General features: G+C 40.0%; 15 protein-coding genes. 5 read left to right on the top strand and 10 right to left on the bottom strand.

The window, feature by feature from the left end; genetic code table 11:
* Positions 1 to 14: 14 nt before the first annotated feature.
* On the bottom strand, positions 15 to 1,952 hold the full coding sequence (locus LCD34_RS04330; RefSeq protein ID WP_039168900.1) for an ABC transporter permease: 1,938 nt from the start codon (positions 1,950 to 1,952) through the stop codon (positions 15 to 17).
* Complete coding sequence (locus tag LCD34_RS04325; protein ID WP_017358290.1) at positions 1,942 to 2,703, bottom strand: ABC transporter ATP-binding protein; 762 nt, start codon at positions 2,701 to 2,703, stop codon at positions 1,942 to 1,944. The genes LCD34_RS04330 and LCD34_RS04325 overlap by 11 nt, the downstream gene beginning before the upstream one ends.
* Positions 2,704 to 3,001: 298 nt before the next feature.
* Here LCD34_RS04325 and LCD34_RS04320 point away from each other — a divergent pair, with 298 nt between their 5' ends.
* Both LCD34_RS04320 and LCD34_RS04315 read left to right on the top strand, forming a co-directional pair.
* Entirely contained in the window at positions 3,002 to 3,346 is a 345-nt protein-coding gene (locus LCD34_RS04320; RefSeq protein ID WP_035391131.1) for a PadR family transcriptional regulator, read from the top strand.
* Positions 3,337 to 4,581, top strand: coding sequence for an FtsW/RodA/SpoVE family cell cycle protein (locus tag LCD34_RS04315; protein WP_224558576.1), 1,245 nt, complete (start codon positions 3,337 to 3,339; stop codon positions 4,579 to 4,581). The genes LCD34_RS04320 and LCD34_RS04315 overlap by 10 nt, the downstream gene beginning before the upstream one ends.
* A gap of 74 nt (positions 4,582 to 4,655) precedes the next feature.
* On the opposite strand, the gene LCD34_RS04310 is transcribed toward LCD34_RS04315, so the two are convergent.
* The 8 genes from LCD34_RS04310 to LCD34_RS04275 all read right to left on the bottom strand — a co-directional run bounded on the left by LCD34_RS04310 (position 4,656) and on the right by LCD34_RS04275 (position 13,029).
* Positions 4,656 to 5,660, bottom strand: coding sequence for a sensor histidine kinase (locus LCD34_RS04310; protein WP_224558575.1), 1,005 nt, complete (start codon positions 5,658 to 5,660; stop codon positions 4,656 to 4,658).
* Positions 5,660 to 6,349: a response regulator transcription factor gene (locus LCD34_RS04305; RefSeq protein ID WP_017358287.1), complete on the bottom strand. Its 690-nt coding sequence runs from the start codon at positions 6,347 to 6,349 to the stop codon at positions 5,660 to 5,662. Before LCD34_RS04305 ends, LCD34_RS04310 begins: the two co-directional genes overlap by 1 nt.
* 109 nt (positions 6,350 to 6,458) lie before the next feature.
* Positions 6,459 to 7,379, bottom strand: a complete 921-nt coding sequence (locus tag LCD34_RS04300; RefSeq protein WP_017367846.1) for an iron-hydroxamate ABC transporter substrate-binding protein — start codon at positions 7,377 to 7,379, stop codon at positions 6,459 to 6,461.
* A 191-nt stretch (positions 7,380 to 7,570) separates the two neighbouring features.
* Positions 7,571 to 8,170: a response regulator transcription factor gene (locus LCD34_RS04295; RefSeq protein WP_035391139.1), complete on the bottom strand. Its 600-nt coding sequence runs from the start codon at positions 8,168 to 8,170 to the stop codon at positions 7,571 to 7,573.
* Positions 8,167 to 9,303: a sensor histidine kinase gene (locus LCD34_RS04290; protein ID WP_108611312.1), complete on the bottom strand. Its 1,137-nt coding sequence runs from the start codon at positions 9,301 to 9,303 to the stop codon at positions 8,167 to 8,169. Before LCD34_RS04290 ends, LCD34_RS04295 begins: the two co-directional genes overlap by 4 nt.
* Positions 9,304 to 9,420: 117 nt before the next feature.
* A complete protein-coding gene (locus tag LCD34_RS04285) occupies positions 9,421 to 10,476 on the bottom strand; it encodes a fatty acid desaturase (RefSeq protein WP_050827552.1) in 1,056 nt (351 codons plus the stop codon).
* A 189-nt stretch (positions 10,477 to 10,665) separates the two neighbouring features.
* Positions 10,666 to 12,108 carry a DEAD/DEAH box helicase gene (locus LCD34_RS04280; RefSeq protein ID WP_224558574.1) on the bottom strand — a complete coding sequence of 481 codons (1,443 nt, stop codon included), beginning with the start codon at positions 12,106 to 12,108 and terminating at the stop codon, positions 10,666 to 10,668.
* A 117-nt stretch (positions 12,109 to 12,225) separates the two neighbouring features.
* On the bottom strand, positions 12,226 to 13,029 hold the full coding sequence (locus LCD34_RS04275; RefSeq protein WP_017358281.1) for an NAD kinase: 804 nt from the start codon (positions 13,027 to 13,029) through the stop codon (positions 12,226 to 12,228).
* A gap of 447 nt (positions 13,030 to 13,476) precedes the next feature.
* Here LCD34_RS04275 and sppA point away from each other — a divergent pair, with 447 nt between their 5' ends.
* The 3 genes from sppA (at position 13,477) to LCD34_RS04260 (ending at position 15,826) form a co-directional block, all read left to right on the top strand.
* Positions 13,477 to 14,478 (top strand): signal peptide peptidase SppA, encoded by a 1,002-nt coding sequence (gene sppA, locus LCD34_RS04270; protein ID WP_135009397.1) that lies wholly within the window; start codon positions 13,477 to 13,479, stop codon positions 14,476 to 14,478.
* Between the two features lie 14 nt (positions 14,479 to 14,492).
* Positions 14,493 to 15,017, top strand: coding sequence for an RDD family protein (locus tag LCD34_RS04265; RefSeq protein ID WP_008343136.1), 525 nt, complete (start codon positions 14,493 to 14,495; stop codon positions 15,015 to 15,017).
* A 101-nt stretch (positions 15,018 to 15,118) separates the two neighbouring features.
* Positions 15,119 to 15,826, top strand: coding sequence for a DUF2953 domain-containing protein (locus tag LCD34_RS04260; RefSeq protein ID WP_017358280.1), 708 nt, complete (start codon positions 15,119 to 15,121; stop codon positions 15,824 to 15,826).
* Positions 15,827 to 15,830: the final 4 nt, after the last annotated feature.

Genomic DNA, 15,830 nt, shown 5'->3' with positions numbered 1-15,830 from the left:
CTATGGGGATGAGATTACAAGGATTCTTTAATGACTTTTTTGTAATACTGGACAGATAGGAATCCGAAGATAGAATATAGCACCGTATAAATCGACATGACGATGAGCATTGGTGTCCACAGTTCACCGCCGAAGAAAAACCAGCCTGACTGTACTGCAAAGTAGCTGTGAAGCAACCCGACAACGAGCGGAATCCCAAAGTTAAATAGCTGTTTGAGCCGAATACCTTTTAATAGATCCTTCTCAGTAAAACCAAGCTTACGCAAGATCGTGTAAGAGCTTTGTTCTTCTTCACTTTCATTCATCTGCTTAAAGTATAAAATACAGCCTGATGTGACAAGGAAGCTGAGACCTAAAAATCCGACTATAAACATCATCAGTCCGATGGTTTGTTTTTGTTGCTGAGTGGTAGCCAATTGAGACATGCTGTTGTCACCTAGTTTTAAAGAGGTAAACACATCATTCGCTTGTTCAAGGTTTTGATCATCTTTTATATTGACTGCGTGATATTGATTATTCTCAATCTGAAGTTTAGGGTCTTTCTGCTGGTCAAGCTGTTCAAAGACACTTTGACTGACGACAGCAACAGGTAGACCACCAAACGTAAAGTTGTAAGAAATGAGGTAATCTTTCTTCATATCAATGACCTTTAAATCAAGGGGTTTCTTAATAAGTAGTTTCACATCACCTGAACTTTGAATCGGCATGAATTTCTTCAATAAATCACTGTAGCCGCTTAAGGTGACTTCGTTGCTTTTCACATGAATATTTGGTGCGTTTTTCTCACTGATCACAGGTAGAGTTAAGACGCCTGGATCATTATTCATATTTTTAATCTCTGAATCCATGATCTTTTTTGCGTCAAACTTCGCTTGAATGACCTTGAACTGCTTTGTTTCATACGCAATATGTTTGTCAGAAAGTGCACGAGTGAAGGTATCGGTATCTTTCTCAGAACCCATGACGAAATGTGATGGGATCTGTTGTTCAGCGGTTTTTTCTGCTGAGTAATAGGAAATGTAGCTTAAAGATAACAACCCGATGGCAAGCGCAGATACCGTTGTAATAATCGTTAAAAGCAGTGCGTTTGATTTTAACCGGAACATAATAGATGACAGAGACAGGACTTCATGAATGGCGAGATAGCCATTTTTTCGTTTGCGTACGATATTGGCAATGAACGAAACAGAGCCTTTATAGAAAAGAAAGGTACCGATAATGACAGAGGCTAGAATATAAATCATCGCTAAAAGTAACGCAAGCATGGACGTATATGTGCCGGTAAAAAGCTGAGAAGAAATATAATAGCCTGAGCTGATGAATGCAATGCCTAGAACCCCAATGATGATTTCAAACACAGAGATTTTTTTCACACGCTGTTCTGTAGAAGACGTGGTTCTAAATAAAGATAAAATCGTCTGTCTATTAATAAACCATCGATTTCTTAACATAATTAATCCATAGATGACGAAAAAGACGATCAGTGTCTGCAAAAGGGCCATGCCTGAAAAATGCAGGTTGGCGATGGCGTTCACGCCGGTTACTTTAAATAGCACCATCAGCATGAGTTTTGAACCGATAAATCCAGCTATGATACCAATAGCCATGGAGACCACATATAGGATAAAGTTTTCTGCATTGAGTAGTTTGGCAATTTTTTGTTTCGTCATGCCAATGAGCTGCAGGAGACCTATTTCTCTCCCTCTTCGTTTAATAAAAATGCTGTTCGCATATAACAGGAAGATTCCAACAATGGCAATGAGTAGTACTGAAGCGGCTTTAATCGACGCACCGCCCTTAATGGACCCCTTTACATCATCAAGTGCTGGTGAGTACTGCAAGGTGACAAAAGAAAAGTAGAGCGCCACACTAAATACAAGTGCAAACACGTATAAATAGTAATTTTTTAAGTTTTTCTTCAGATTGCGGAAGACGAGCTGATTAATGTTCATGCTTCACACCGCCTAAAACACCTTGCGTTTTCATAATATCCTCGAAAAACATCTTTCTCTCTAGAGCGCCTTTATTCAATTGTGTATAGATCTGTCCATCTTTGATAAAAATCACTCGTCTTGAATAACTGGCTGCAACAGGGTCATGCGTCACCATGACAATGGTTGCTTTGCGCTTGTGATTGAATTCTTGCAGCTTGTTCAGTAAGTCAGAAGCAGATTTGGAATCAAGTGCTCCAGTTGGTTCATCAGCAAAAATAAGGCTTGGTTCATGAATAAAGGCACGTACCGCAGATGTCCGTTGCTTTTGTCCACCAGACAGTTCATTTGGATATTTGTCTCTTAGTTCATAAATCCCCATATCCTCTGCAAGCTGTTGAAAGCGTTCAAAAGCTTCTTTTTTAGGCGTTTTGGAGATGGATAATGGCAAGAGGATGTTCTCTTTAACCGTGAGTGTATCAAGTAAGTTGTAATCCTGAAAAACAAAGCCAAGCTGTTTCTTTCTAAATTCAGCGAGCTGCTGATCTTTCATTTGCGTCATATCTGCATCTGCGATCCGAATCGATCCGCTGGACACATGATCAATCGATGACAATACGTTCAAAAGGGTCGTTTTCCCCGAACCTGATGGCCCCATGATGCTGACAAATTCTCCAGCTTCTATCGTCAAATCAATGCCTTTCAGCACCTCTTGTTTATTGAATTTATTTCCATAGCTTTTATATAACTTGCGAGCTTCTAAAATGTTCATCTGTCGAACCCCTTTTTTATTTAATTGATATCTCTAGTATAAAAAGAAGCCGATCAGACTTCCTGCGATTTGGCGAACAAAACAGACGAGCATGTGACATTGTTGTCACATGCTTGTTTCATATGTCAAAGCCTTATGTAGAATTCAGATTGTTATTCAATTATTTTATCTGTTTTTCGCTATGATGTATCAAATTTCTTGTTTTTTTCTGATGAACCTTTACAGAGTATTTGATTTCATGTAAGATATGCATATCAAATATATGCATAGTAAATCTATGTATTAGAGGTGACGATGGATGAAAGTGAGTAAAGAGCTTCTAAAGGGGAGTACTGCTACCCTTATTTTAAGCTTGTTAAATGAAAAGCCGATGTATGGATATGAAATGATTAAGGAATTGGAGTCGAAATCCGAAGGAATTTTTAGCTTTAAAGAGGGGACGATATATCCTATTTTGCACACTTTGGAGGGGAAAGGATTTATTGTGTCTTACTGGGGCGAAGGGAATGGCAATCGAAAAAGGAAGTATTATCGGATTAATGAACAAGGCAAAGCGTTTATGAAGGAAAAGAAAGAAGAATGGACTGTGTTTAAAGATGCAGTAGATGGCGTTTTGAACGGGGAGAAAGTCGTATGGGACTAGAGAAAAAGTTTGAACAATATATCAAAAATGTGTGTAAACGAATCAAAAATAAAGACGTACATGCAAGTATAAAGCTTGAGCTTCGTGATCATTTATACACGCTGAAAGAGGAAGCGGTCAGTGCGGGCATGTCAGAAGAAGAGGCGGTAGATCAAGCGCTCGATCAAATTGGAGATGCAGCCATACTCGGAATGCAGCTTCATGAAACACACAAAACTCAAGTTGACTTTAAAACGATACTTCTTGTATTAGCTACTTGTTTATTTGGGCTGTTTGTAATGTATTATTTTCAGTTTCATTCTCATTTACTTCATTTTCAAGACACGAATATCTTTTATAAAAGTCTCATTTACTATGTATTTGGTCTTGCGTTGATGCTTGGACTGTTTGCTTTTGATTATCGGCGCTTTTTACCCTATTCATGGCATTTATACATAGGAACGATTGGAATGCTGATTCTTACAATGATGATTGGGACAAGAGTGAACGGTATTCTCTTTTTAAGCTTAAATAATGGATCGATCAATCTGACTGAAATTTTTCCATTTCTGATGATTATTTCGTTAGCTGGCATTTATCAATCTTGGAATTGGAAGAATGGTTTCAAGTCCTGGCTAGGGTTAGCGATTGTCACTTTACCCATTATTTTATTACATATAGTCGGATCTCTTTCTGCAACCATCACCTTTATGATCATATGCATAACGATGATGTATGTATCTCATGCAAGAATGAGACAGCTTATTCCGTTTACAGCAGCAGGTATTGTCTATCTCATTGTTCAATTATTTTCTCTGTATCAAGCTGATATGGCCCACTTTTACCAATACTCACTTCATGAATTTAGCTCAAATGGTTTTCAGATAAATCCGTACGCATTGTATGATGTTCACACTGATTGGATGTTGACGTATATCATTTATTCATTCGGATGGTTTGCAGGATTGGCCGTTCTTATGTTGTTTGTGACTTTGATTTATAGAGTAGTTCATACAGCGAAACGAGTTCAATCTGCTTATGGCAAAATATTAATGATTGGTTTGGCAACCACATTTGCAGCAAAATTTATCTTAAGTATTTTCACAAACTTTGGATTATTGCCTATATCAGGAGTTTCCATGCCTTTTATGAGCTATGGGGGATCTCATATTCTTCTAGAAATGATGTCAGTCGGGCTGCTAATGAGTATTTATAGAAGGAAACAGCTAGGAGAAATGTGCCGTGAAGTAGCGTGATATGGCTGTATAAAATCACCCAATCTCTTCAATGCGTCGTTGGATGAAGAGATTGGGTTTCTTGAACTGCATGTTCACATGCTCGCAATATGGACAAAATCATTCTTTTTCGGAAAAATAAAGGTGAATGTTGTCCCTTGATCTAACGTGGAGTTGACCTCGATCGTGATATGAAGAGCGTCAGCTCCCTTTTTTGTTAAATAGAGCCCCATGCCTGTGGAGGCCGCGTCATTGTGATGTCTTGTGGAGGTAAAGCCTTTTTCAAAAATACGGGACACGTCTCTTGGGTCAATTCCTCTGCCTTGATCTGTGATGGTGAGCACCACTTGTTCGTTCATTTGTTTGCTTTCGATGATAATGTCAGATGATTGGCTGTACTTGACGGCGTTTGTCAGCACTTGTCTGATCATAAAGGATAACCATTTTGTATCACTTAATACATCTCGCTCTTCTAATAAAAGGTCAAAGCCAATTCCTTTTTGCATACACCACGATTGGAGCGCTTTGATTTCTTTCGTTAGCATGTTTTGGAGATCCAGTTTTTCAATAAATAAATCATTTTCAATATGTTGGATCCTGCTTTGATGCAGCTGTGCATCAAGGAGTAAATGTATTCTAAGCCATTCATATGTCATATTTGATTTGAGCGGCTGTTCTGTTATGCGGTCAATCATTAAGTGCATCGCCGTGAGCGGCGTTTTCACCTCATGTATCCATGAGAGTAGTTCATCTTTTTCTTCTTCCAGCGCAGTCTTTTGCTTAGCCGTCATCTGGCGGTATCGGTCGATTTGCTCTGACGTTGCCTCCTGTACAATTTGTTCAAAGGGGGAAGAGGGTTTGAGACGTATTTGATGGTCTATATTTTCGTCCCATGCTTTCAGTTGCATGTAATAAGCAGTTTCTTTCCGGTAACGAAAAAAAAGAAAAACAATGAAGAGTAATGTAGACAAAAGCACGATATAAAAAAGAGAAGCGAGTGGAATCGTTGTATCCAAATATGCAACAAAGAGAATGAGAAGCTGCAAACTAAGAAAGAACAAGATCCAGCTTCTTCGTTCTTTTAGAAATGCTTGCAGCATCATTGATCATCCTTTTCTTTTGCAAGATAACCTTGACCCACTTTTGTTTCAATGAAGGTGCCAAGGGAGATTTCGTCTAGTTTTTTTCTAAGGCGGTTGACGTTTACAGTGAGTGTATTGTCACTCACGAATCGTTCATCGTCCCATAAAGCTTGGATGAGAGATTCCCTTTTGACGATATGATTTTTATGCTGAATCAATTCTTTGAGAATAAAAAACTCATTTTTTGTTAATTCAATCTCACCGTTTTCATTTGTCACTGTATTATTTTCGAGATCAAGGGTAGCGCCGCACCAGACTTTTAAGTTGGCTGGTTCCGCATTATAATCATGGACTCGGCGAAGAACAGCACTTACTTTGGCGATGAGAACGTCAAAGTGAAAGGGCTTTTGTACAAAATCATCAGCTCCAAGCTGCATCGACATGACCATATCAGCAGGATGATCACGAGATGAAAGAAAGATGATGGGCACATTAGAATGATGCCGAATCATCCGGCACCAATGAAAGCCATCGTACTTTGGCAGCTGAATATCAATAATGACTAAATCAGGCTGGATGGAAGTGAACTCCTGCATGACCTGTTGAAAATTGTTGATCCCATACACATCATAAGACCAGTTGACTAAACGTTCTTTGATTTCTTGGAAGAGGGTTGTATCATCCTCAATCAGCAAAATTTTAAACAAAACGAGCACCACACTTTTTGAATTACTTGTACATCATTGTAGCGGAAAACAGGCACTCCCGCTAGAAGCAGACAGTAAAAAAGCAAGGGAAGAGATCCCTTGCTTCGGTTTATTTACCTAAAAAGTGCTTTTTAAAGAATGATAATTGATATTCAAGTGTGAGTGGGTCATTAAAGTAAAACTCTTCCGCATTTGCTTCATACACACGATGTTTTTTCACAGCAGGAATGGACTTATAGATTTCACTGTTTTGATAGGAATTGTCCATCTCGCTGTTTTTGCTAATGATCATATAGTCTCCGGCAAATTCAGGGATGACCTCTTGTGATACCGCATAATAACCAGCTTTTAATGCTTTTTCTTTTACTTTTTCAGGCATTTTTAGTTTCATTGCTTGGTAGAGGATTTCTGTTCCGCGTCCCCATGCATCTCCAAAGACGTAAAGATCTTTTGTGCCGCTTTCAAAGACAGATACGGTTGCATCTTCACCGATTTTTGCTTTGATTTCTTTGCCAGCTTCAGCTGCGCGCTGTTTGAAATCCTTGACCCATGCTTCTGCTTCTTTTTCTTTGTTTAAGACTTTTCCAATTTCAATATGCTGCTGAAGGTAATCGACTTTGTTATACGTGAATAAAACGGTAGGGGCGATTTTTTTCAGTTTTTCTACATTTTTTGCACCGCTTAAACCGATGATGACATCAGGCTTTAGCTTCATGATTTTTTCCACATTTTCATCGGATACTTCTTCCACATTTTTTAATTTCTTTTTGAAACGTGGATTCTTTTTTGACCAAGAGTCAACACCCACAAGGTTCACACCAAGTGACAAGACATTTCCTGTATAAGAGGCGAGAACAACAACACGTTTTGGATTTGCTGGCAGCTTCACAGGTCCATTTTCAGATTGATATGTAATCGTGTCCGATGACGTTGATTGCTTTCCTTTATTTGAGGAAGAGTTGCTGCTATTGCCACATGCGCTCAACGCAAGTACGAAGATGAGCATCAGAGGGAACAATATTTTCTTCATGAATGTAAACTCCTTTGAAATCGGCACATCAGCCGTGTATTTGGTTGTATGAGTGATAATGATAATTATTATCACTCAGATATCATACCATAGAAGTGAGGTTTGTTGTCAATGATATTTTAGCAGTGGATAGAGGAATTCTGATAAAAAGAAAAAAAGATCAAGGCAGTGGTATGACCTGATCTTTTTTCTTATTTAAACCAGCCTTTTTCTTTGGAACGAGTAATGGCCTCAATTCGGTTTTTGACTTCTAGTTTATCTAAAATAACGGATATGTAGTTTCGGACAGTGCCGCTTTTAATGCTGAGTTCCTTGGCGATTTCTTTTGTGTTTTTTCCGTCTGCGACGAGTTCTAGAACCGACTTTTCTCGTTCAGTTAAAGGATTTTCGTCGCTGTACAAGTCTTCCATTAATTCAGGGGCGTACACCTTTTTCCCTTTCATCACGCTTCGGATGGCACTTGCTAAATCCTCGCTTGGGCTGTCCTTCAGCATGTAGCCGCTAACGCCAGCTTTCAGTGCTCTTTGAAAATAGCCAGAACGAGCAAAGGTTGTTAAAATGATGATCTTCACATCAGACTTTTTAAGTTCTTCAGCGGCATCGAGCCCAGATTTCCCGGGCATTTCAATATCCATTAAACAAATGTCGACCGGGTGTTTTTTAGCAAAATCTATGGCATCCTGGCCGTTTGTACCTTTTCCAACAACCGTCATATCGTCTTCTAAATCGAGAAGCGATCCAAGAGCACCGAGCAGCATTTGCTGATCCTCTGCGATAAAGATGTTAATCATTTTATTTCCTCCTTATCTTTCGCTGCTGAATCATTTGGAATGCTCATGATCAGCTTCGTCCCGTTTTTTGTCTCAATGTGCAGGCGTCCATTTGCAAATTCCAATCTTTCTCTAATCCCTGCAAGGCCATGTCCCTTCGATTGAGAGGATGGATGACTGCCTTTAAATGTGCCGTTATCCTCAACTGTAATGACAGCTTCCTTTGACTTTTGATGAATCGTGATTTGACAGACAGTGGCGTCGCTATGCTTGACGACATTCGTCACGGCCTCTTTGATGCACATGCTCACAATGTTTTCGTTAAGAAGAGAGATGTGTTTCGGCGCTTCTTTTTCATCATAAATCATGTCAATATCGGCGGCTTCAAGGATTTGCTTGATGTTCAATATTTCATCTTTGATCCGAATGCCTTTCATGGAAGAAACAATTTTTCGCACTTCATTTAGAGACGTTCTAGCTGTCTGCTGGACGCTTTTTAGTTCGGCACGAGCCTGTTCAGGGTCTTTATACACGAGCTTACGGGCAAGGTCACTTTTTAATCCAATGAGAGAGAGTTTTTGTCCAAGTGTGTCATGCAGATCGCGAGCAATTCGCTGTCTTTCTTCAAGTTTGACAAGATCGGCGATCCGTTCATTGGCATATTCTAATTTCTCTTCTAGCCGTTCACGTTCCTTCCTGCTTCTAATGCTAAGAGGGAGGAGGATGGCGCTGATCAGTGTAATCACGACAAACGGAATTTGCGTGAGAAACCAGCCCTTTTTTAAGATCAGGCTAAAGTTCACCGCTACGGCAGCGCTCGCTAGATGGATATAGTATAAGATATAGAAAGGGACTTTTCTTTTGATATGCCCGTTGAAATAGGCGATACAAAAAGCAAAATAAATGTAGCTGTAGAGCATCACATAACCAGTCGAAATGGCGATTAATAGAAGGCCGAATACATATAACGACCAGCCCTTTGAGACAAAGGCAAAACGGTAGACCGCAAAAAAGACGACGTTTAAAATAATGCCGATCACAATGCCTAAAGTCGAAGGGGTCTTAAAGATAAAATAAAAGGGCAGGATGAAAAAAATCGCCCAAATATATGGGGAAATCCCATGCAGTTTTTGAATTTTCAGTTGTTTTTTCATCCGTGATTCACCTTTTTCATTTTTTCAGTCTTTTTCACTACTTTATCAAATTGAACAGATGAGCGCATCCTGCAAATACAACAAGCTCCTTCTATTGTAAGAAAGAGCTTGCGCCAATTATGCATTTTTCTTCAGAATGTCTCCTTTTATAACAGGTGCGGGCACCTTCTTAGATTGCCGTGCTTCTTTAAAGGTAACAAATGCTTTCGTTTCTTCATCCCAAAGTCTAAATTTCATTGATTCGATACTTGTTTTTAAAGTGATGGTTGGCACATTTTGAAGCGGCTCACTATGATCATGTGCATGCTCCAAGTGATAATTCGGTACCCTCGGACTTAAATGATGAACATGGTGATAGCCGATATTGCCTGTTAACCATTGAAGAAGCTTTGGCAATTTGTAAAAAGAACTGCCTTCTACAGCTGCCTGCACGTAATTCCAATGTTCATCTGCTTCAAAGTAAGAATCTTCAAATGTATGCTGCACATAAAACAGCCATACGCCGATTGATCCTGAGATCAGGAAGATTGGACCTTGGACAAGCAGGAACTCCTGCCAGCCAAAAAGAAGACACGTTGCAGCTGCTAGCGCAATGATGCTCACGTTTGTGAAATACGTGTTCCAGCGCTCTTTTTTACGAGCATTTTTGACGTTGAAACGGTTTTTTAAGAGAAAAACAAAGATCGGTCCTAAAATAAACATCACAAAAGGATTACGGTAAAATCTGTAGCGAAATTTCGTCCAAGCTGAAGCTTCTTGATATTCTTTGACTGTCAGGAGCCAAATGTCGCCAGTTCCTCGTTTGTCTAGGTTACTGCTTGTGGCATGGTGAATTGAATGATCTCTTTGCCATTGAAGATAAGGGAAAAGGGTGAGTACGCCCGTTACAAAACCAAACAGGTGATTCAGCGGCTTCTGTTTAAAAAAGGATTGATGGCAGCAGTCGTGAAAAATAATAAAGACACGTACTAAAAAACCAGCTGCAATCACCGCAAAGAAGAGGGTTAAAAGATAGGAGATGTTCAGGCTATAATAGGCAAGAAACCAAAGCCCCAAAAATGGAATGAATGTATTAAAGAGTTGAATGATACTTTTTTTCGAATTAGCACCAGAGAATTGGCCAACTTGTTTTCTTAAAGTGGCTTGCTGCTGTGTGTTTGTTGAAGTCGTCATGAACGTTCAAGTCCTTTCCGTTTCTTTCTACTTCAAAGTATAGAAGGAAAGGTGTCATGCTCATAGTAGCACCCATCATGTATTCAATATGACATTTGTCATGTTGAATGCGGGAAAGGCTGATGGTTCAAGGGTTGTAAGCTTATTTTATTTTAAATAAAAAAAGTAAAGGCGCTTAGCCTTCACTTTTTATTGACGTGCTTCATGTACTTTTAACTGCTTGCCTTTAATCGTTGTGTGGCGCATGGCTTTTAGCACAATAGGGCCTTTGCCATTTAAAATATCTACATATGTTTTTGTTTCCTGAATGGTAATAATCCCAATGTCATCAAACGCAACGCCGTCTATTTTGGCGATCGTTCCAACGAAATCAACTGCTCGGAGTTTCTTTTTCTTCCCGCCGTTAAAATACAGCTTCATAATATCTTTCTCTATGCCGGCCTGCTTATTTTCCTTTTGAATCGGTGTTTCAATTTTTTCTTCAAAGCTTGCCACATGCTGTTCTGCTTCTTCTTTTGTAGGATAAGGCTGAATTTGAAAATGAATACCAGCTTCCTCTTTTAAGTCTTCAATGAGCGGCTGCCCGTGCCTTGTCATAAACGCAATCGTTTTTCCGCTTTTACCCGCTCTGCCAGTTCTTCCGGTCCGGTGAATATAGCGTTCTTTTTCATATGGCAAGTCGTAATGAATGACATGTGTCATATCACTGACATCAATTCCTCGGGCTGCAATATCTGTTGCGATCAAATAACGGAATTCCCCGTTTTTGAATTCATCCATGACGGCAAAGCGATCTTCCTGCCTCATCCCGCCATGAATCTTATCGCAAGGAACATCCCACTCATCCAGCTTCATCGTCAGCTCATTCACTCGCTCCTGCGTATTGCAAAAAATGATACAGCTATCTGGATTTTCAATGACAATCGTTCGTTGAAGTAATGAAAACTTGCCTTCTTCCTCGGTTTCAATCAACGTGTGGGTGATTTGCTGCTTCGTCGTTTCCGCCCGAGCAATCTCTATCACTTTTGGCGATTGTAAAAACTGCTCACTCAAATCCTTCATTTCATCAGACATCGTCGCTGAAAATAACATCGACATCCGCTTTGGCGGCAGATGCTGAATAATAGAAGAGACTTGATCAATAAATCCCATGTTCAGCATTTCGTCTGCTTCATCTAACACGAAAAATGACAGATTGTCTAAAGAAAGTGTCCCTTTTTCAAGGTGATCCAATATTCGTCCTGGCGTTCCGCACACAATGTGGTTCTTTTGTGCAAGCTCTATTTTTTGTGCTTGAAATGGAGCTTTCCCGTAAATGGCGGCCGCTTTGATTCGTTTAAATCGTCCGAGGCTGGTCAGATCCTGTTTGACCTGCATGGCAAGTTCTCTTGTTGGGACGAGGATGAGGGCTTGAGGTTTATTCTCAGCCCAATCCACCATTTCACAAATTGGCAGACCGTAGGCTGCTGTTTTGCCACTGCCTGTCTGAGATTTGACAATGAGATCCTGCTTTGAAAAAGCAACGGATAATGTCTCGTGCTGGACGGGTGTAGGTGTATGGAAATGAAGCGCTTCTAGCGCTTGTTTCAATTCATCGCTTAATGGATATTGATCAAAATGTTGTAATGGCATCGTGTTCTCCTTTTCGTACATGTATACTTGTGACATCATACCATATCTTTTCAAAGACACCATGACCTTGAATAAAAAGGCATGAAAAAAAAGCCCCGTAAAGGAGCTTGTCAATGATTAAAGGAATCTGCGTTTTACTTTTTCCCAATAGGAGTTATCTTTTAATTTGACCGTTTTGATCACTTTACCAGAAAGGCCAATGTCAATTTGTTTGACATGTTTTGTACCTAGCGCTTCGTTATCAAGACCGATAATCGGATGGTCGTTACCGTCCTGAACAACCTTTAGTGTCAGCTTGCGATCACTGCTTAAAATGAAAGGAGCTCCAAGTGTACGGTATGAGTTGTTATTCAGCGATGCCAGCTCGGTTACTTGCATACACGGAAGCATCGGATCCACCACGGCGCCGTTGACAGATTTATTGTAGGCCGTTGAACCGGTCGGAGTGGAAATAATCATCCCGTCGCCTCTAAAGGTTTCAAAATGGAAATCATCTATATACACATCGATGACAAATGTTTTAATGATGCTAGAGCGGATCGACAGTTCGTTTAAACAATGGAACTGGTTTGTACTGTCAACGCTTACATCGATGATCGGATATTTTCTCACTTCAATTTGTTCAGTGTTCATGGCATCAATCATTTGATCAAAATGTTCTAACGAAAAATCGCAGTATAGGTGCGAATTCTCTGTTTTTGATACCCCTACATACAAGCAGTCATCCCGGAAGTTCGTTTTGCGGACCGCTTGAAGAAATGTACCATCTCCACCAATTGAAGCAATGATATGGGCATCTTCTGCACGCTTTACGACGTGAAAGCCTTGATCGGTAGCGAGCTTCTCCAGAGAAGAAATGTGTCCATCCAATTCATGATCTTTTTTGTAAAAGAAAAATACATTGCGACGATTGTCTGTCATTGACGTTCTCCCCTTTGTTGTCAAAAATAGATTTCGAGTAGTAAAGGGCTTACATAAAAACCCTTGCTCACATTTTACACTTTTTTCATATGAAAGTAAAAATATTAGAAAGACGCTTCATCATGATAGAGGCTTCCATTTGAGAAATGAGTCATTGTAAGTGATTAGACAACGCTGACTTTGAGCATAATTTAATAGCTCATTTTGGAGGCTAGAGAGGTCTGGGCGTTTCGTTGTGGAGATGATCTGAGCTATTAGATGTAGGAAGAGGATAAAATAACCAATTTTTCGTCATGATGAGCAAATGATAGAAGATGTAAAGTTGATCGTCATTTCACATCGGTGCTATCATATGTTGAAATGAAATGTAAAAAAACCACAGTTCCTGTGAAACATTTCATGTGTGTATTCGTATGAACGAAGTGAGACAAAAAGGAGGAGAAAGAAATGAATGCGAAAAGATGGGTAGCCTTAATCATTGCACTTGGTGTTTTCGGCTTTTCGATTGTGATTAGTATCACGACGGCCTTGTATGAAAGCTTCAATGATAATAAGATGAGCTATCAATTCGGGGACGAAATCGAAGAAAAGGTACTAGAGGATGGCAGCGGAGCGAGTAAAATTGCTGTACTTGAGATTAATGGTACGATTCAAGATAACGGTGGTGCATCCAGCCTTTTAGGCGGGGAAGCATATGATCATCGTGCGTTCTTAAAAGAATTAGATAAAGCAAAAGACGATGCGTCTGTGAAAGGTGTCTTGCTGCGTGTCAACTCTCCTGGCGGCGGTGTCTATGAAAGTGCTGAAATACATAAAAAATTAGAAGAAGTAAAGAAAGCGAAGAAGCCAATTTATGTTTCCATGGGTTCAATGGCGGCTTCTGGCGGCTATTATGTATCCACTCCAGCGAAAAAAATCTTTGCTTCACCTGAAACGTTAACAGGCTCTCTAGGGGTCATCATGCAAAGTTTGAATTATGCAAAGCTGGCAGATAATTTAGGCATCAAATATGAAACCATTAAAAGTGGAAAATTCAAAGACATCATGTCTCCAAATCGTGATATGACAAAAGATGAGCGTGCTATCATGCAAAGCATGGTTGACAACTCTTATGAAGGCTTTGTGAAAGTCATTTCTGAAGGACGCGGCATGTCTAAGCAGGACGTCAAGAAAATTGCTGACGGCCGGGTCTATGACGGAACACAGGCGAAATCGAACGGATTAGTGGATGAGCTTGGGTACTATGAAGATGCACTAAAAGCAATGAAGAAAAATGAAAAAGGCCTAAAAGGAGCAACAGTAATCAGCTATTCACAAAGCTTTGGCTGGAACTCTCTTTTCAATATGAGTGCAAGCAAGCTCTTTAAAAGCGAAATTGATTTTCTGAACTTAAAAGAAACACTGGCTGGCTCAAATGGGTCTAAACCGATGTATCTCTATTCAAAATAAAGGAGGGATCATAGATGGATTCTACATTCGATGAAGTAACGGAAAGTCGCAGCCAAGAGGGAGAATCAAGGCCGACTCTTGCGAAGCGCACTTCAATTGAAGCGCAGGCCTTTGCAGGTTTCTGGATTAGATTTTGGGCATTTATCCTAGATTGGCTCGTCGTATGGGGTGTTAACCATTTGACGGTTTCTCCAATCTTTAGTCTCTTTGGCTGGTCAAAAGGTGGAGGCTGGTTTTCCCCATTTTCCGTCACAACCACAATTGTCTTTCTGCTTTATTTTGCGATCATGACGAAGATTTTCCAACAAACACTTGGAAAGATGGTGTTTGGAATCAAAGTCGTCTCACTTCAGCCGGAGAAGAAGCTGCCATGGGATGTCATTTTCTTTAGAGAAATTGTGGGGAGATATATTAATACGCTTTTTGTTCTCTATGCTGTGGTTGGGTTCACGCCGAAAAAGCAAGGGGTTCATGACTACTTTGCAGATACGGTGGTTGTTCATGAACATTTATATGAAAAAACAGAATCAAACGCATAACCAAAGAGAGTTTGGCCGGGTACCGGTCAAACTCTTTTTTTGGGTGATTGGGTATAAAATCCAGAAGGAGAGCCATAATCGTAGAGGAAGCATCATTTGTTATGGAGGAAGTGAGCACAGTGCTGTACGTTTGGATCGCAGCTTTTTTGTTCCTTGTGATCTTATTGATCTTTATGAAAGTGACCATTTCACTGGACTATTCACATGCAAATGACAATGACCATATTGCGGTGAAGATCATCACCTTATATGGAATCGTCAGACTGAAGAAAGACATTCCGATGGTGAAAGTGAATACGGAAGATCAAACGATTGATATTCGTGAAAAGAAAATGGCCAGCACCAAAACGCCTAATCAAGAAAAAGAAACCATGCATAAAAAAGTGGGAAAACGTGATGTGAAAGAAATCCTTCATCAAATGGAGCGTATTACAAAAGAGATTGTCGATCTAAACCGGATCATGCGAAAGTTCTTCATTCATATAAAAATCGTCTCATTTCACTGGTCCACATGGATTGGTTTTCATGACGCAGCTTTAACAGGTGTAGCAGCCGGTGGTGTGTGGTCAGTCAAAGGAGCACTTCTTGCCTTTATGCAGGAGCACCTCACCTTTAAGCACAAACCCGTCTATGAAGTGATTCCCGCTTTTCAGCACAAAGTATCACAGACACACTTTGCATGTATAGCTTATTTTCGGATTGGACATGCTATGCTTGCAGCCATTCGATTACTTGTCCATTGGTTAAAAGGGAGAAAGGCGAGAAAGAATGCCTCTCTTCAAGCAACGAAGAATGAATCATCTGTTTAAGGAG

This window comes from Bacillus sp. RAR_M1_44 (assembly GCF_020165935.1).
Taxonomy (GTDB): domain Bacteria; phylum Bacillota; class Bacilli; order Bacillales; family Bacillaceae; genus Bacillus; species Bacillus altitudinis.
Note: the sequence above shows the minus strand (reverse complement) of the source record. Positions and strands in the feature narration are given on the sequence as shown.